We start from the raw sequence: 15,981 nt of genomic DNA, 5'->3' as shown, positions 1-15,981 counted from the left end.
TTTTATTACTGTTACTTTCTATCATTACTACTATTTAATCGATATAGCATTACTTACCTGTTGCATGTTTCAAAGACTGCTTATTACGCATTTTAATTGCCGCGTACAGTACTGGTAGGATGAAAGGTGCTATCGCCCATAGACCGATATAAATGTATAGTACCGCGCCAAAAAAAGCACCTAAGGTAAAGCTAGCAACCAAAGTAAAACTGTGTCTCAGACTGTCCATATTGCAATTATTGCGATCAAATACATAGTCAGACAAGTCGATACCTAGCTGAGTAGTGTTACCTGTCATCAGTAATGTAGGTTTCATCTTACCCATTACTGTTTTACCTGCAGTATTACGAATGGCAAAAGCGGTTAGACCTAAAAAGCCAGTAAAGGCGACTTCTAGCGTACCAGCTTGCTCAAAAGGACCGAAATAGATAGCCGACGCTAAAAACGCGAGTAAAAAGGCGACTTCCGCAAACAGTAAATTACTAAGTATTGGTTTGTTTGCGCTGGCAATATTGATAGCGCGTTTGGTAAGAATGACTGTAATCAAGAATACTGGTAACGCGCCTAATTTGACCCAAAGCCCATCACCACCTTCGACAAGTCCACCACCTGCCATCACCAAGTTACCTGTCACATGGTTGGTAAAGAAGCCGAGCAGTCCGACGAAACCAATGGTATCAATAGCACCGCCAACCGTAGTTAACATTACAGGTATCTGGTAACGTTGCCAAAACGTTAGATTAGAGTCTGGGTTGTTGTCCCGTACCTCATCACTTTCGTCTTTTCTCTCATCTATATTAGCCATTGGACTCTCCTATGAATTTTGTAAACTCATTAACAATTTTTTGTATAAACTTCTGAGTACGTTCGCTGATTTAACTATTATAATTGTTGACTATAAATAGATGAACCACGATGAACACAAATATAAGTTCTTATTTTAAGAACAATAGAACTCATAATCATTCAAAAATTGAAAGCGCTTAAAGCCTTAACCAATATTTCGTAAAAAATCCTTATCTCTAGACAAAATCGACAAGTAAAGAACTGGCAGTACAAATAAACCAACTGCCCAATAGCTCAACTTAACATACAGAACAGCGCCTAATAACGCACCAATCACAAAGCTCATGACCAACGCTGAGCTATGAACTAACTTTTTAGCATTCTCAGACGTTCTATTTGATAAGTAATCTGATAGGCCTATTCCTAACTGCGTAGTATTGCCTGTCATCAGTACCGTTGGACTCATGTGCTTAATGACTGTTTTGCTGGCCGTATTACGAATCGCTAAAGCCGTTAAACCTAAGCCACCAGTTATCGCAACGGTAATAGCACCTGCATCGATAAAGGGTTGAAAAGACAAGCCCGCGATCATAAATGCGGTCAAAAACACTGCTTCAGCTAAGAATAAATGACTCAGGATCAGCTGCTGTTTTTTGCTTTTATCTATGTATATCTTCGTTACTACTACCGTCAAAATAAACAGCGGTACAGATGCAAGCTTAATCCATAGACCATCTTCGCCTTTCACCAAGCCGCTACCTGCTAGTACTAAGTTACCAGTAACATGAGCGGTAAAAAACCCAAACAAAGTTATAAAGCCAATGGTATCAATGGCACCGCCAACGACCGTTAGTAACACTGGCGCTTGATAACGTTGCCAAAAGCTTGATGGCTTACCATCTTGAGCACCACTCTTATCATTCTTAGATACAGTATTGTTAGATTCAATGTTGTTAGAGGCGCTGTTATGCACTGGCATTTCCGGCAAACACTACAAACTCATCCACAAACTTTTGCAGGAATTTTTGCGTGCGCTCACTGACGCTACCATCTTCATTTAGGCTATCAGTAGCATGGCCTAGGTATACTTCAGGACTAATCATCATTTGAGCCGATAGCATCTGCATACTTTTACGTACATCTAGGCCGCTAGCTCTACCACCATAAGTGCCAGGAGACGCTGTCACTACGGCTACTTTTTTGTCTGTCCAAGCGCTATCGCCATGAGGACGAGAGGCGATATCGATGACGTTTTTTAGGGCAGCAGGCATCGTACGGTTATGTTCTGGTGTGACGATTAATACCGCATCGGCATTTTTAATCTGCTTACGGACACGATCATAACTGTCAATCGTCTGATCATCATAATCTTGATTATAAAGAGGCAAGTCTGCAATTTGTACTTCTGTCGCCGTGACACTGTTAGGTAGCTGCGACACGATAAATTCAGCAAACTTACGATTGATTGATGCCTCTCGCAAACTACCAATGATTAGGGCTATATTCGTCGATGCGTTCATAATGATGAAGACCTCCTCTTTACCGTACGTTAATTGATTTAATTGTGCTTAGCTTAGCGCTACTTAATTTAGCGTTGCTTAGTGTAATGTTCTTGTTCTAGGTGCATGATCTTTATCCACTGAATGTGCACCTGGACCATGAGCAAATATCATCAGAAAACCACCCGCCATCGCAATGTTTTTCATAAATGGGTTCATCTGTGATTCGTCATTCCAGAATTGATGGAAAATAAGCGCAGAAACAATATTGAATCCAACAAATAACAATGATATTAGACGTGCTTTAAAGCCAATTAAGATAGCAATACCACCTAATAACTCAAGTGCAATCACTAGTGGCAATAGTATGCTTGGTACGCCTACCGATTCCATATAACCTGCTGTTGCAGCGTAACCCGTAATCTTAGAAAACCCTGAAAAAATAAAAATCATCGATATAAATAGGCGACCAATAGGGGCGCTCAACTCTTGTAATTTATCCATCATTACTCTCCATAAATTTATGAATATATATTTACGAATGTAGATATATTTAAGTTTTTTCGACTGTTTGTTCAGTGGAATTATTGTACACATTGACTAAATTTAGATAAACAGCAATAATCACAAATATCTGTTCTTATTTTGAGAACAATTTATAATTACTTAATTACTTTAGCGGGGTTTATTTATGGAACTATTTACAACAGCCCCAAAAAGTACAAAAAATAACGGAAATACACATTTTTTGATAGAGTTTAGCATTAAATATAGTCATTCTTTGCTAAACTTACCACTTCGACGTATAAGCAGAGCTTAACAAGCAAGTTCTAAATTTAAAGTATTCTTTGAGCTGATTATTGAAAAAAACGGTATATTCGCTCTACCCTGTACTTGCCTATATTATACGTACTCACTTGATTTACTTACTTAACAAAAGGATTATTTATCATGACTTTAAAATCTATCAAACAAGCAAATCGCGCTATGGCTTTTGCTGCTATCAGTGCTCTTGGCCTGCTTAGCACTTTAGGTCATGCTGCTACTTACGAGCTTGACCCTCACCATACCGCAGTGCGCTTTTCTGTCGATCACTTTGGCACGACGACCAACGCTGGTGGCTTTCATAATTTATCGGGCACTCTTGAGTACGCACCTGAAGAGCAAAAAGGCTTTATAGGTATTACTATCCCTATGGGCAGCTTGAGCACAGGCCTCAAAATCTTTGATGGACATCTAAAATCTGCTGACTTTTTCAATGTAGAAAAATACCCAACGGCTTATTTTAAATCTACTGAATGGCAGTTTGATGGCGATAAAGTCAAGGCAGTCAAAGGTGACTTAACGCTGCTTGATAAGACTCACCCTGTGACTTTAACGACCACTAAGTTTAACTGCTATGACAACCCTTTATTAAAAGCTGAAGCTTGTGGTGGTGATTTTGAAACCACTATCGACAGAACCAAATGGGGTATCGATACCTATACAGATGGCGGTATGATGAAAGACATCAAACTGGTCATTCAAGTAGAAGCCAGCAAAAAAGCAGATCTTAAATAAGGCTGGTTCATCCCCTTAAAACAATATGTAATAACACATTATTTAATAGAAGTAGGCTGGGTTTTTTAACCCAGCTTTTTTGATTCTGCGAGATTTTGCAAGGGGAGTTCTACTTAAAGAACTCCCCTTGCAAATCTATAAGATAAGATAATACGATATAGCGGGCAACGATAATAGGGTAGCTAGGATGGGACAACTAGAAGATATGGCAATGTTTGTACGCATTGTCGAAGCCGGTAGTATTACTAAAGCAGCTGAGCAGTTAGATGTTGCCAAATCGGCTGTGAGTAGGCGTTTAAAGGATTTAGAGACTCGCTTGGGCAATCAGTTGATCAGCCGAACCACTCGGCAGTCTAACTTGACCGAGGCTGGTGAGCATTATTACCGACAGGCGAACAATATACTTAGTGAAGTGGACGCACTTAACGAGCAGACTAGTGGTGCGCCTACACGCATTGAAGGCACGCTAAAGATGACAGCACCTCTGTCATTTGGGCTTATGCATCTGAATGATGTGATTGATGAATACGCCAATCAACATCCCAATCTAAGCTTTGATTTGGATTTTTCTGATCGACACGTTGACTTGATTGAAGAAGGTTTTGAGTTAGCCATTCGTATTAGAGAGCTACAAGACTCCAGCTATCAGGCAAAACGTTTAGCGCTGATTCGTTACGCACTTTGTGCCAGCCCTGAGTATTTAGAAAAGATGGGAACGCCTGAAACGCTCGAAGACTTACAAGAACATGAGTTCTTGCAATATGGTCTGGGCAAAACAAGCACGTTAACCCTGACAGACGCGCAAGGGAAAAAACACAACCATACAATAAACGCAAAAATCAAAGCGACTAATGGTGAGTTCTTAGTGGATTTGGCAGTGAAAGGTCATGGTATTATTTTTATACCAACCTTTATCGCTTACCAAAGATTGGCCAAAGGTGAGCTAGTGCCTGTTCTTAAGCAGTATCAATTGCCCACCCTTAATGCTTATGCGGTTTACCCTAAGAACCGCTTCTTGTCACAGCGCTGCCGTTATTTGATTGACTTTATTGCAGAGCGTTTTGGCGACAATCCTTACTGGGATGAGTTCTGATAAACAAATACATAATCTGACCTAACATAGTAGAACCCAACAGTTTTTTAAAGTCGCTATAAACCTTAAAACAATGTTGCTAGTATTGTCTCAAGATATCCATCAGTCATAAGGAGATGCATTATGGATTTGCAAGCACTAGGCATGAAAGCGATTAACGACTTTGATAACGTACGCCAAAGTCCACTACCTCAAGAGCGTCTAAACACAGCTCGCAAGCAGGCAAGCGCATTCAGAGAACGCTTTATGGATGAGCCACCTGTTCAATTTTATCAAAGCGCAGATATGGTTAGAGTGCCCTACCCAACATGGTACGCTTACAGCGGCGTCTATACCCAAAGCACTTATAAATTCCCCTACCTTCATATTCTTAACCGCATTTTTATCATTCAATATCATGACTTTTTAGGTGAACTAAAAACCTTGCTGTTCTCCCCTTCTGATATCGAAGCAGACCGCGAGACGCCGTTTTTTAAGCGCTTAACGGACAAGATGCCCAACTGGTCACCGCTTGAAAGCGTGGTCGCTCCCATCATCCGTGATGTGGCAGGTGCACTTGCGGAAGTCGGCTTAGCACCAGAAGATGTTGATTACATCAGCTATGATCATCTGCATACCCAAGATATACGTCGCTGGCTTGGCACTAAAAATACAGGCACTACAAACACAGGCACGAAAGATAACGCTGCCTACTTCCCTAATGCCAAAATTTTGGTGCATGAGCAAGAGTGGCTAAGTACCACTGCCTTGCTGCCAGTGCAAGCGGATTGGTATTGTCCCAACGGCATCGAAGGCGTCGACCCTGATAAAGTCATTAAGTTTACTGGGAGTATCCAATTGGGCAAAGGCTTGGCGCTGGTGCATACTCCAGGTCATACCGAAGGCAACCATTCACTAGTCGCGCGTGTGCCCGATGGTATAAGAGTCACTTCAGAGAATGGCGTCGGCGCAGACGCTTACGCTCCAATGAACTCAAAAGTGAATGCCATTCGCCGTTATGCTCAGCAGACAGGCATGGAAGTCATCCTAAACGGCAACACGCTTGAAGGCAGTAATGAACAATATATCTCGATGGTCGTTGAAAAAACCATCGCCGGTCCCTCTAAAAACCCTGACTTTCCTAACTGCGCTTCAAGCAGTGAAGCGACCCCTTACTGGCTTATCCCTGGTCATAAAGTCAGTCATCTCATCGGTGAGGCAAAATTCGGAACTTTACAGAAAAAATCGGAAAAAAGTCGCTCAGCGCAGACAACTGCCACGAAAGATAGCTCAATGCAAAAGGAAAGTGCCTAATGGGTTATTTTACCAATAAGACGGTTTATATTACTGGCGCAGCCTCAGGTATTGGATTAGAGACTGCTAAGCAACTGATTAACCAAGGTTCTAACCTAGTACTGTTTGATGTACAACCGCTTGATGAGGTGCTATCAAGCTTGCAAGCTATGAATAAAAATGACGCTTCAATTGCAACCTATCAGTTGGATGTGACCGATGCGGATATGACCACTAAGCAAATCGCTACGGCTGCCGAAAGCTTATCGCCAGATATTCTAATGCATTTCGTGGGGATTACAGGGCCTTGGACTTTTGATGATATGAGCCAAGAGCAATTTGAGCGGGTGATGAACATCAATCTATTCGGTACACGCAACGTACTGGCTGCTGTGCGTCCGTTTTTATCACGTGGCAAGCAAGTCATGGTTACCGCTTCCATGTCATCCTTCACTGGTAGTTATGGCTACAGCTCTTATAGTGCCTCGAAGTTTGCCATTTGGGGCATGATGCAGTCGATAAACTTTGAATGGAAGCCATTGGGTATCGATATCACCGTCTTCGCCCCACCGCCGATAGATACACCATTGACACAATCTGAAGTCGGCGTCATGTCGCAAGCTGGCGTCGGTATGAAAAAGTTAGCAGGTGAGCTGAAGATTGAGGGCGCGGTTAAATCCATGTTAAAAGGCGTAGAAAACCGAGAGTTCCTAGTCGTACCAGGCGTAATGGCGAACTTAATTAGATTACAGTTGCGTTTTTTTCCAGTGAGATGGGTGAATTGGATAGGCAATAAAACCGTGGCATTGTCCATGAAGAAGTAAATAGTTTGTTAATTAACTTACAGACAAAAGCCAAGCATATTGCTTGGCTTTTGTCTGTGAAAATATACTGATAATAAAAAAAGCATCATCTAGTCAAAAGTCAGATGATGCTTTTACTTTAATACTTTGATTTCAATACTTTTATATCGTCAATTTTAATCTAAAGTTTGCACACCGCCACCATTTACAAACAGTGTCTGACCACTCACCCACTCTGATATGGGTGCGGAAAAATACAGCATCGCACCAGCGATATCCTCTGCTTCACCTAGACGTTTAATAGGCGTATGCGCTAGCATCTTCTCTTCAATCTCAGGCGTGAGCACTGTTTTTAGTGCGTCCGTTTGCGTGGCACCAGGGCCAACGGCATTAATACGTACTTCTGGGCCGAAGTCATGAGCTAGGTTGGCTACCATATGGTTCACCGCGGCTTTCGATGCTGCATAGCCACTCATATCAGGACTTTTATTGATACTCGACATCGACGTTGTGATAACGATTGAGCCGTAACCTGACTTTTTCATATGCGGTACACATAGCTGACATAGGCGCCATGCGCTAAAGACATTTAACTCAAAATCACGACGGAAGTCATCCACCGAAATCTCAAACGGATTCTCTTGGCCACCACCGCCACCACCAGCGTTATTAATCAATATGTTGATAGAACCAAATGTTTCCACAGCTTTATCAACCATAGCGACCAAATCTTCATCTTTTAAGATATTACACTCAACCGACAATGCTTTGACACCATAGCTTTCGATTTCTTGTGCAGCCGCTTTAGCATCGTCAATTTTTAAATCAGCGATGACGATGTTTGCCCCAGCTTGTGCTAAACGTAGCGCAGAAGCCTTACCAATGCCATTGGCACCGCCAGTCACGATGGCAGTTTTGCCAAATAAATCGAATAATTTATCAAAGGCTTTAGGTTCAAATGCTTGCATACTTATTCCTTATAATAGTTATTTATATCATTCTTTATATTACTGGCTATAAATTGGTTGTCGGCTCTAACTGAACGACTTAATAAGTATGCGTGGTTTGGCGCATACTTATTAAATGGTTGATGTGACAAATCATCAGTCTTTTGTAATCGACACTTTACAACGAGAACAGTCGTTATAAAAATATCGTATGTTCCAGTAGCTATTAGTATTAGAAATTAGCGCTATAAATTTTACCCATAAAAAAAGCCCCACAATGAAGTGAGGCTTTAGTGCTCTTTCAAGCCATATTTGGAGCGGGAAAAGAGATTCGAACTCTCGACCCCAACCTTGGCAAGGTTATGCTCTACCACTGAGCTATTCCCGCTGAATATCAAACCGTAATATTAATAACTACTACGTCTCGATAGGCTGGCTATTTTAGCAAATATTCTGTGAGTGTCAATATGTTTTTTAAAAATTATTGCTAATATTGTTATTTCCAGACTAAGCTAAAGAGATAATCTGGCATAAACTACTGATTTAATGACAAGTATTAATCGTAAATTGTGTTTGGATTATTTTACGGTGGTAAGAGAAATATATCTGATGTTATGCTTATTTTGTTAATAACCATACGTTTTACAGTTGTAATATATTCATCTACCCTACTTATAACTTTTTTTATCGCTCACTCTTGTCTCCATGTACTATCACCTACCTTGCCTTTCTGTACTTCACTTACAATCATACGTTGTATTGTTACTTTTCCTGCATTGGTTTTACCTCGTTAACATTATTATACTTATGTCTGACAATAGTTCGGGTAAAATTTTACTGGTTAGGTAGATTAGCAAACGGTAGTAGAACTTAAATAACAAACTATCATTTTGTCTACTGTACTAATATCAGCTTTGTTCAACTTTTCTTTTTACTATTTATATCGAGGATATTTATTATGAAAAAACTGCTTACCACTACGGTAATGACAGCTTCACTGTCGGCACTTGCATTGACTGGCTGTACCAGTACCACAAATAGTGGTGCCGTTGGTGTTGACCGTCAGCAGCTGTTACTAGTCTCGAATGAGCAAGTTTTGCAATTATCAGCGCAAAGTTATGCCAAGACAATGCAAGAAGCAAAGGCGCGCGGCTTACTCGACACCAATAAAGCCCAGCTCAATCGTTTAAAGAACATCTCTAACCGTTTAATCGGTCAAGTTGGTGTGTATCGTCCAGATGCAGCGAAATGGCAATGGGAAGTGCATACTATCAAGTCTGATCAGCTAAACGCCTTTGTCATGCCTGGTGGTAAGATTATGTTTTATTCAGGCATCATTGACCGTCTAAACCTGACTGACGATGAGATAGCTGCCATTATGGGTCATGAGATGTCTCATGCGCTTCGTGAACATTCACGCGAGCGTATCTCACGCGAATATGCCACTCAAACAGGTATCGGTGTAGCAGCGAGTATCTTTGGTTTGTCACAAGGTCAAGCACAGTTAGCAACCGTAGCCGGCGACCTAGGTCTAAGCCGTCCGCACAGTCGTACACAAGAAGCTGAAGCAGATCAAATTGGTCTTGAGCTAATGGCACGCGCAGGTTACAACCCGCAAGCTACTATTAGCTTATGGCAAAAAATGCAACGCGCTAGCCAAGGTGAGCCACCACAGTTCTTAAGTACTCACCCAAGCAGCAGCAATCGCATTGTCGAATTACAATCATTAATGCCTAAGGTAATGCCGCTATACCAAAAATCGCGTCGTTAATCATGAGTTTTTAGACGTTATATTTTGAGTAAGTTCCTTGAATAAGTTGCTATAGATCATAACAAGCAGAGTGCAAACCATGTGTTGCGCTCTGCTTTTTTGTATCTCTAGTTAAGAAGCTTTTGCACCAAAAAACCGTTTACTCGATAATTTTTGGCAGTTAGAGATTCTGTTCTTTAGTAGTTATATTTCTTAGAAGCCATGCCCAATTTAATAGCGCCCTGTACAGCTAGCAGCGTCTGCTATAATGGGCACAATATGTCATTCACAAATTGCTAAATTCTAAATAGTTACCATTAGACAAAATTTATTAAGAAAAAAACATCAAGCAAGAATACATTTAAGGATTGCTATGAATACCACACCTACTGCTGATGCTCTAAGTGCCGAGCTACAAGCCCTACAACCTCAGCATATTGAACTGATTAACGAGTCAATGAATCATGCTGGTTATTTTGAAGGTAAAGAAAGCCACTTTAAACTGACCATCGTGAGTGACGCCTTTGAAGGTAAGCGCTTGGTTGGACGCCACCAATTAATATATGGGCTGGTTACACCATTACTGACCTCACAAGGCGGCCAAGTACACGCCTTAGCTATTCATGCGTACACACCGACCGAATGGCAAGGCCAAAGCCCTGATAGCCCGTTATGTGCTGGACAAAACAAGTAGTCAGTCATATTCATATAATAATTAGATATTATAAATAAGCTTGCAAATTGCAACTATAAAGGAAACCACATTCGATGAAACACTTACATATGCTAATGGCATTACTAGTCGTTGTACTATTTTTATATCAAAGCTATCTGGTATTAAGCGCCAATAGACGGGCACCACGTGTGGTTAAAATAGCCAATCATATTGTCTATGCTTTAGTCATACTTTCAGGGGCTATGATGCTGATGCAGCTGATGAGTGCGAACGCGCCTGTCCAATGGGTGTTTGCCAAAATAATCTTACTTGTCGCTGCCATTAGCGCTAGTATTAAAGCATTCAACAATCATGCGACACCTACCCAAAGAAAAACAGGAATTCTCATTGCGGCTATTGCCTACATTGGTATTGTGATACTCGCCTTTGCTAAACCTGCAAACTTATTTTGATCCTGATTCGATCGTCGATTTATCCTTAATAAAATTATTAACTGCACGAAATTACATTTAATAATTGGTGTATTTTTCAATATCTTAATCACTTTATTTTTGCTATCTTAAACAAATACAATCACTTAGCCTTATGGAGCCACTATGAAAACTCTTACTGCAGCGACACTACTAGCATCAGCTGGCATTTTTGGTCTCTCAGGCTGCGCATCTACCGGTAATATCACGCCACAATATGTACCGCCAAGTACCTATCAAAATTATAACTGCCAAACACTTAGCCAAGAATATAACCGTGTAAATCGTTACGTTGATGCCGCTCGTAATGAGCAGTCAACTTTGTCTACTTCAGGTGTCGGTGTTGGGGTTTCTGCTGGACGCTGGGGGATCTCACCTAATATCAGCTTTGGGGTTGGTAAAAGCAACAATACTAAAGCCCGCGATGCTAAGTTATCACGGCTTTACGGCGAGCGTGACGCGATTGTTCAATCTGCCCGTATCCAGCGTTGTAGCTTCGTCAATGGCGTTAAGATTTATGGTGAATAAATAAACTATATATAAAGTCGTTAAGGTATTATCGTTATCTCATCAAAAAAGCCAATACGCAATTAACGTATTGGCTTTTTTATGTCTAATCATAACGAGCAATAACTCAGTCTAAGATTAAGAATTTAAGCTTTGCACCCATTGAACGATTTGTCCGCTAGGTAATGCGCCTGACTGACGCGCGACTTCTTTACCGTTTTTAAAGGCCACCATCGTCGGCAAGCTGCGAATATTGTAAGGTGCAGTTGCTTGCTCGTATTTATCAGTCTGTACTTTAGCAAAGACCACTTGTGGCAATTGACTGGCTGCCGTCTTAAACTGTGGCGCCATCATAATACAGGGCTGACACCAGCTCGCCCAAAAGTCAATAATGGTCAATACATCGTTTTTTTGAATGATTTTATTGGCTGTTTGCGCGTTTAGCTCATGAGGGCTACCAGTTAATAATGGTTGACCGCATTTACCACATTTTGGCGCAGCACTCAGCCGTGCAATTGGTACACGATTGGTTGCTTGGCAATGCGGGCATACTAGATGAGAGTTTGGCTCACTCATTATAGAACTCCTGTTTCAATGGCTATCATGATTTATTTTTATTCAAACTATGCACTAAGCCATGTTAAATATACCATAACACTGTACTTATCCATTATCCATTATCCAAGTGCGTTAATGGGTATTTTTAGATAACGAGTACCGTTGTCTTCTGGCTTTGGAAAGTGACCAGCATCAATATTGACTTGTACCGCTGGAATAATCAGACGTGGCATTCCAAGAGTAGCATCACGACGTTCACGCATCTGTACAAATTCTGCTTCATTAATACCGTCTTTCACATGAATATTGCCCAGCTTCTGCGCAGCGACAGTGGTGGTTGGGCAATGCTTGCGACCTTTACTCGGATAATCATGACACAGATACATGATCGTATTTTCAGGGAGTGCTAACAGTTTTTGGATTGACTGATACAGCGTTTTGGCATCACCACCGGGGAAGTCGCAGCGCGCCGTACCCACATCAGGTGCAAATAATGTATCCCCAACAAAGACCGCGGTTTTTTCTTTATCAGTGGCAATATAGGCCATATCAGCACGCGTATGACCTGGCACATACATCGCGGTGATGGTAATGCTACCAAGCTCTAATGTCTCACCATCGTCTGTCAAAATATCAAACTGGCTGGCATCGGTACGAAAACTGGTATCGAAGTTAAAAATCTGTTTAAATATTTTTTGTACTTCGGTGATATGCTGACCTATAACTAATTGGCCGCCAAGTGTTTCTTTTACATGGATAGCAGCCGATAGATGATCCGCATGCGCATGGGTCTCAATGATATAGATTAGCTCCCAACCATGCTCACGTACAAACTCAATGACCTCGTCAATGCTTTTGGTATCAGTGCTTCCTGAGTTGGAATCAAAGTCCAATACCGGATCGATAATCGCGCACAGTTTTTGCTGAACGTCGGCTAGTACGTGCGTATAGGTCTCGGTGTCGCTATGTAAGAATGAATGAACTTGCATGGCTGCCTCTCTACTTTTATATGAATGATTTAATCGTAAGAGTAATTAATTATATGGGCGTTCGATAATAAGAATGTTTTAATCTCTAAATAACACTTAAGTATAATATTCAGTCGTATATAATATTTAAATGTGCTAACGACTTATTTAAGACAACCAATATAGCAACTACGATACATTTTATCAATTTATATAATGTAATTAATGATAACTTGCTATAATTTTTGATATCATTGATAATTAACTATCTATTTATTAACAAGACAGCGCCCTCTATCGCTCTCTTATATAAGGAGCTCACTCTGACTACTTCTACTTCAGCATTGGGTACATCGACTCACAGCATTAGCGATGATGTATCACTTGACAATACAGCCGACTTTGCACCGATAGATCTTGCTAAGCAAATGCAACAAGCATCCATGCAAGCCAGCCAATTATTGAAGTCGCTCTCGCATCCCGATCGTTTGCTTTTATTATGCCAGCTGACTCAAGGTGAATACTGTGTCGGTGAGCTTGAAGGCTTGGTCGGTGTTGGACAGCCAAGTCTATCGCAGCAGCTGGGCATCCTACGTAAGGATGAACTGGTCACGACACGTCGCGAAGGCAAGCAAATTTACTATAGTATCGCAAGCGACGATGCCTTAGCCGTACTAGAGCTACTGTATCAACGTTTTTGTGCCAAAGCAGAATAATAGCGTACTAGCCTTACTCCTTAATACAACAGGGCTTAATGTAATGATGCTTTCTATTGTGATGACGTATTGATATGGCCTCTATCGCCGCTCGTCTGATTCCTACTTGGCTGCGTCAATACCAGCTAACAGCCTTGCCAACGGATGTCGTCGCTGGTCTTGTGGTAGGCGTACTCGTGATACCGCAAAGCCTAGGCTATGCCGTGCTCGCAGGATTGCCACCTGTTTATGGTTTATATGCGGCGATTGTGCCTGTCATCATCTACGCTTGGCTTGGCTCTAGTAATGTACAAGCTGTCGGACCAGTCGCCATTACCGCTATCATGACTGCCAGTAGCCTGCTGCCTTACGCTGAGCAAGGGACTGAGCAGTACGCGTTGATGGCAAGTTTACTGGCTCTAATGGTAGGGACGCTGCTATGGATTGCTGGGCGATTAAAGCTCGGCTGGATTATGCAGTTTATCAGTCGCGGGGTCTCGGCAGGATTTGTGAGCGGTGCTGCCGTTCTAATCTTCGTCAGCCAGCTTAAGTACTTAACCGACATTCCAATCGCTGGTAGCAGCTTAATCGGCTATTTATCTACCATGCAGATGTATGCGCGCCAACTGCATCCACTGACCTTGCTCATTGGTGTTGTTGCCTTTGCACTTTTGGTGGCGAACCGTTACGCGAGCAAATGGGTATGGCGCACATGGCTATCATCGTCCTATGCTAAATGGGCGGAGCGCTTATTCCCGCTTATCTTACTTGTTATCGCGATTGTACTCAGTATGGCATTGCATTGGAGTGCGCTTGGAGTAGCGACCATCGGTAGTATTCCGCAAGGACTACCGAGCTTTACGCTGCCTCATGTGCCAGATGTTCAAGAAGCGCTCAAGCTTCTACCGACAGCAGGACTAATGGCGCTTATCATCTTTGTGTCCAGTAGCTCAGTCGCTAGCACTTATGCTCGGCTACGTGGTGAGAGCTTTGATGCCAATCGTGAACTGACCGGACTTGGACTGGCAAACCTCTCTGGTGGGCTGTTTCAAAGCTTTGCGGTTGCAGGTGGTTTTTCACGCACTGCTATCAATGTCGATTCAGGTGCCAAAACCCCAGTGGCCAGTCTTGTGACGGTGCTGGTGATGATTGCCGCGCTGATTGCCTTTGGTAATGCGCTTGCTCCTCTACCCTATGCGCTACTTGGCGCGACTATCATGGCCTCAATCATTGGGCTGGTCGATATTGACACATTAAAGTCTGCTTGGCAGCGTGATCGCTTAGATGGTGCAAGCTTTATGGCGGCGTTCGCAGGTGTGCTGATATTTGGGCTAAATACTGGACTGGTTATTGGCCTGATGGTGTCATTCGCCAGCCTTATTTGGCAATCGAGTAAGCCGCATGTTGCCATCGTCGGACAGTTAGGAGGTACAGGACATTTTCGCAATATCAATCGTCATGACGTAGTGACCTTTAATAATCTATTACTATTGCGTATCGATGAGAGTCTATTCTTTGGTAATAGTGAGTCAGTGCACCTGCGTATTTTAAATGCCTTACAACAGTATCCAAACGCAAATGAACTTATCTTAATTATGTCGGCAGTCAATCACATTGACCTAACTGCGCAAGAGATGCTCAGTACTCTCAATAAAGAGCTAGCGCTGCAAGATAAGCGTTTACACTTTAGCTTCGTGAAAGGTCCAGTCATGGATGTCATTGGACATACCCCTCTGATTACCAAGCTATCAGGACAGGTCTACCTAAGTACCTTAGATGCTGTCAATGCATTAAAAGATAGTTAGCGACCACTTTGTTTATACATTAGACCTTCAATCACTATTGTTGCCTACAACAAAATATCGCTATGATAGAGCCTGTGTTATGCTAGCTTATTGTATTGATAAACCTTCTTTAATAAATGCACTTTAACAAACCCAATTGAATCTATTTATGACCGATGATATAACGATCTATAAGCAAATTTACCCAAGCCAATGTATCAAAATTGCAGAGCTTGGCTATCGCTCAGTGCTCAATATACGGCCTGATGCTGAGGTTGATATGCAGCCTAACAGCTGTGATTTTGCCACGGCTACCGAGCAGGCCAACCTAACTTATCATCATATACCTTTTGATGATGAGCGCCTAAGCATGATGACTGTGCAGCAATTTGCTGATTTTTATCGTACCGCACCCAAACCTATATTGATGTTTTGTGGTACCGGTGCACGCGCTAAATTGCTGTATCAAAGCGCGTTAATGCAAGGCTTGTTATAACGTTTATATATTGAGCTTAAAACAATGGGTCTCAAAAACAGTGTCTGTTAAGAAGTAACGTGTCTCAAAAACAACGTATCTGAGAAAGTAATATCTTAAACAAACACTAACTACATT

General features: G+C 41.8%; 18 protein-coding genes and 1 tRNA gene. 11 read left to right on the top strand and 8 right to left on the bottom strand.

Annotated elements, in window-relative coordinates; genetic code table 11:
* Window positions 1–49: 49 nt before the first annotated feature.
* The 4 genes from AAEY87_RS04165 to AAEY87_RS04150 form a co-directional block, all read right to left on the bottom strand.
* On the bottom strand, window positions 50–706 hold the full coding sequence (locus AAEY87_RS04165; RefSeq protein ID WP_227514166.1) for a YoaK family protein: 657 nt from the start codon (window positions 704–706) through the stop codon (window positions 50–52).
* Between the two features lie 285 nt (window positions 707–991).
* Window positions 992–1,765 carry a YoaK family protein gene (locus tag AAEY87_RS04160; RefSeq protein ID WP_082785716.1) on the bottom strand — a complete coding sequence of 258 codons (774 nt, stop codon included), beginning with the start codon at window positions 1,763–1,765 and terminating at the stop codon, window positions 992–994.
* Window positions 1,752–2,306 (bottom strand): NADPH-dependent FMN reductase, encoded by a 555-nt coding sequence (locus AAEY87_RS04155; RefSeq protein ID WP_350656059.1) that lies wholly within the window; start codon window positions 2,304–2,306, stop codon window positions 1,752–1,754. The genes AAEY87_RS04160 and AAEY87_RS04155 overlap by 14 nt, the downstream gene beginning before the upstream one ends.
* A gap of 78 nt (window positions 2,307–2,384) precedes the next feature.
* On the bottom strand, window positions 2,385–2,789 hold the full coding sequence (locus AAEY87_RS04150; RefSeq protein ID WP_350656058.1) for a DoxX family protein: 405 nt from the start codon (window positions 2,787–2,789) through the stop codon (window positions 2,385–2,387).
* A 447-nt stretch (window positions 2,790–3,236) separates the two neighbouring features.
* On the opposite strand from AAEY87_RS04150, the gene AAEY87_RS04145 reads away from it, so the two are divergent.
* The 4 genes from AAEY87_RS04145 to AAEY87_RS04130 all read left to right on the top strand — a co-directional run bounded on the left by AAEY87_RS04145 (window position 3,237) and on the right by AAEY87_RS04130 (window position 7,034).
* Window positions 3,237–3,845: a YceI family protein gene (locus AAEY87_RS04145; protein ID WP_350656057.1), complete on the top strand. Its 609-nt coding sequence runs from the start codon at window positions 3,237–3,239 to the stop codon at window positions 3,843–3,845.
* Between the two features lie 187 nt (window positions 3,846–4,032).
* Window positions 4,033–4,938, top strand: coding sequence for a LysR family transcriptional regulator (locus tag AAEY87_RS04140; protein ID WP_350656056.1), 906 nt, complete (start codon window positions 4,033–4,035; stop codon window positions 4,936–4,938).
* 123 nt (window positions 4,939–5,061) lie between these two features.
* Window positions 5,062–6,231, top strand: coding sequence for an MBL fold metallo-hydrolase (locus tag AAEY87_RS04135; protein WP_350656055.1), 1,170 nt, complete (start codon window positions 5,062–5,064; stop codon window positions 6,229–6,231).
* Window positions 6,231–7,034 (top strand): SDR family NAD(P)-dependent oxidoreductase, encoded by an 804-nt coding sequence (locus tag AAEY87_RS04130; RefSeq protein WP_350656054.1) that lies wholly within the window; start codon window positions 6,231–6,233, stop codon window positions 7,032–7,034. The genes AAEY87_RS04135 and AAEY87_RS04130 overlap by 1 nt, the downstream gene beginning before the upstream one ends.
* Before the next feature lie 155 nt (window positions 7,035–7,189).
* Here the strand turns inward: AAEY87_RS04130 and AAEY87_RS04125 are convergent, their stop codons facing one another.
* Together AAEY87_RS04125 and AAEY87_RS04120 are read right to left on the bottom strand one after the other, a co-directional pair.
* Complete coding sequence (locus AAEY87_RS04125) at window positions 7,190–7,981, bottom strand: glucose 1-dehydrogenase (protein WP_350656053.1); 792 nt, start codon at window positions 7,979–7,981, stop codon at window positions 7,190–7,192.
* A 292-nt stretch (window positions 7,982–8,273) separates the two neighbouring features.
* A tRNA-Gly gene (locus AAEY87_RS04120) sits at window positions 8,274–8,348 on the bottom strand.
* 570 nt (window positions 8,349–8,918) lie between these two features.
* On the opposite strand from AAEY87_RS04120, the gene AAEY87_RS04115 reads away from it, so the two are divergent.
* The 4 genes from AAEY87_RS04115 to AAEY87_RS04100 all read left to right on the top strand — a co-directional run bounded on the left by AAEY87_RS04115 (window position 8,919) and on the right by AAEY87_RS04100 (window position 11,384).
* Window positions 8,919–9,731, top strand: a complete 813-nt coding sequence (locus tag AAEY87_RS04115) for a M48 family metallopeptidase (protein ID WP_068037667.1) — start codon at window positions 8,919–8,921, stop codon at window positions 9,729–9,731.
* Window positions 9,732–10,083: 352 nt separating this feature from the next.
* Window positions 10,084–10,404, top strand: a complete 321-nt coding sequence (locus AAEY87_RS04110) for a BolA family protein (RefSeq protein ID WP_068329335.1) — start codon at window positions 10,084–10,086, stop codon at window positions 10,402–10,404.
* Between the two features lie 74 nt (window positions 10,405–10,478).
* Window positions 10,479–10,838, top strand: a complete 360-nt coding sequence (locus AAEY87_RS04105; protein WP_350656052.1) for a SirB2 family protein — start codon at window positions 10,479–10,481, stop codon at window positions 10,836–10,838.
* Window positions 10,839–10,982: 144 nt separating this feature from the next.
* A complete protein-coding gene (locus AAEY87_RS04100) occupies window positions 10,983–11,384 on the top strand; it encodes a hypothetical protein (RefSeq protein WP_068037672.1) in 402 nt (133 codons plus the stop codon).
* 117 nt (window positions 11,385–11,501) lie between these two features.
* On the opposite strand, the gene trxC is transcribed toward AAEY87_RS04100, so the two are convergent.
* Together trxC and AAEY87_RS04090 are read right to left on the bottom strand one after the other, a co-directional pair.
* A complete protein-coding gene (gene trxC / locus AAEY87_RS04095; protein ID WP_068329345.1) occupies window positions 11,502–11,939 on the bottom strand; it encodes a thioredoxin TrxC in 438 nt (145 codons plus the stop codon).
* A 101-nt stretch (window positions 11,940–12,040) separates the two neighbouring features.
* Entirely contained in the window at window positions 12,041–12,910 is an 870-nt protein-coding gene (locus AAEY87_RS04090) for an MBL fold metallo-hydrolase (RefSeq protein WP_068037677.1), read from the bottom strand.
* A 224-nt stretch (window positions 12,911–13,134) separates the two neighbouring features.
* Between AAEY87_RS04090 and AAEY87_RS14490 the strand changes: the two genes are divergently transcribed.
* The 3 genes from AAEY87_RS14490 to AAEY87_RS04075 all read left to right on the top strand — a co-directional run bounded on the left by AAEY87_RS14490 (window position 13,135) and on the right by AAEY87_RS04075 (window position 15,864).
* A complete protein-coding gene (locus AAEY87_RS14490; protein ID WP_228138856.1) occupies window positions 13,135–13,605 on the top strand; it encodes an ArsR/SmtB family transcription factor in 471 nt (156 codons plus the stop codon).
* A gap of 74 nt (window positions 13,606–13,679) precedes the next feature.
* Window positions 13,680–15,389 (top strand): SulP family inorganic anion transporter, encoded by a 1,710-nt coding sequence (locus AAEY87_RS04080; RefSeq protein WP_068329347.1) that lies wholly within the window; start codon window positions 13,680–13,682, stop codon window positions 15,387–15,389.
* A gap of 148 nt (window positions 15,390–15,537) precedes the next feature.
* Window positions 15,538–15,864 (top strand): protein tyrosine phosphatase family protein, encoded by a 327-nt coding sequence (locus AAEY87_RS04075; RefSeq protein ID WP_350656051.1) that lies wholly within the window; start codon window positions 15,538–15,540, stop codon window positions 15,862–15,864.
* Window positions 15,865–15,981 lie beyond the last annotated feature (117 nt).

It is taken from the genome of Psychrobacter sp. S1-30-MNA-CIBAN-0213 (genome assembly GCF_040309845.1).
In the GTDB taxonomy this organism is placed as follows: Bacteria; Pseudomonadota; Gammaproteobacteria; order Pseudomonadales; family Moraxellaceae; genus Psychrobacter.
This window is presented reverse-complemented; position numbering and strand designations above follow the sequence as displayed.

Excerpts from the sequence above, each read along its gene's own strand:
- AAEY87_RS04165 (WP_227514166.1), bottom strand. The coding sequence starts at position 706 with ATGTTAACTACGGTTGGCGGTGCTATTGATACCATTGGTTTCGTCGGA.
- AAEY87_RS04160 (WP_082785716.1), bottom strand. The coding sequence starts at position 1,765 with ATGCCAGTGCATAACAGCGCCTCTAACAACATTGAATCTAACAATACT.
- AAEY87_RS04155 (WP_350656059.1), bottom strand. The coding sequence starts at position 2,306 with ATGAACGCATCGACGAATATAGCCCTAATCATTGGTAGTTTGCGAGAG.
- AAEY87_RS04150 (WP_350656058.1), bottom strand. The coding sequence starts at position 2,789 with ATGGATAAATTACAAGAGTTGAGCGCCCCTATTGGTCGCCTATTTATA.
- AAEY87_RS04145 (WP_350656057.1), top strand. The coding sequence starts at position 3,237 with ATGACTTTAAAATCTATCAAACAAGCAAATCGCGCTATGGCTTTTGCT.
- AAEY87_RS04140 (WP_350656056.1), top strand. The coding sequence starts at position 4,033 with ATGGGACAACTAGAAGATATGGCAATGTTTGTACGCATTGTCGAAGCC.
- AAEY87_RS04135 (WP_350656055.1), top strand. The coding sequence starts at position 5,062 with ATGGATTTGCAAGCACTAGGCATGAAAGCGATTAACGACTTTGATAAC.
- AAEY87_RS04130 (WP_350656054.1), top strand. The coding sequence starts at position 6,231 with ATGGGTTATTTTACCAATAAGACGGTTTATATTACTGGCGCAGCCTCA.
- AAEY87_RS04125 (WP_350656053.1), bottom strand. The coding sequence starts at position 7,981 with ATGCAAGCATTTGAACCTAAAGCCTTTGATAAATTATTCGATTTATTT.
- AAEY87_RS04115 (WP_068037667.1), top strand. The coding sequence starts at position 8,919 with ATGAAAAAACTGCTTACCACTACGGTAATGACAGCTTCACTGTCGGCA.
- AAEY87_RS04110 (WP_068329335.1), top strand. The coding sequence starts at position 10,084 with ATGAATACCACACCTACTGCTGATGCTCTAAGTGCCGAGCTACAAGCC.
- AAEY87_RS04105 (WP_350656052.1), top strand. The coding sequence starts at position 10,479 with ATGAAACACTTACATATGCTAATGGCATTACTAGTCGTTGTACTATTT.
- AAEY87_RS04100 (WP_068037672.1), top strand. The coding sequence starts at position 10,983 with ATGAAAACTCTTACTGCAGCGACACTACTAGCATCAGCTGGCATTTTT.
- trxC (WP_068329345.1), bottom strand. The coding sequence starts at position 11,939 with ATGAGTGAGCCAAACTCTCATCTAGTATGCCCGCATTGCCAAGCAACC.
- AAEY87_RS04090 (WP_068037677.1), bottom strand. The coding sequence starts at position 12,910 with ATGCAAGTTCATTCATTCTTACATAGCGACACCGAGACCTATACGCAC.
- AAEY87_RS04080 (WP_068329347.1), top strand. The coding sequence starts at position 13,680 with ATGGCCTCTATCGCCGCTCGTCTGATTCCTACTTGGCTGCGTCAATAC.
- AAEY87_RS04075 (WP_350656051.1), top strand. The coding sequence starts at position 15,538 with ATGACCGATGATATAACGATCTATAAGCAAATTTACCCAAGCCAATGT.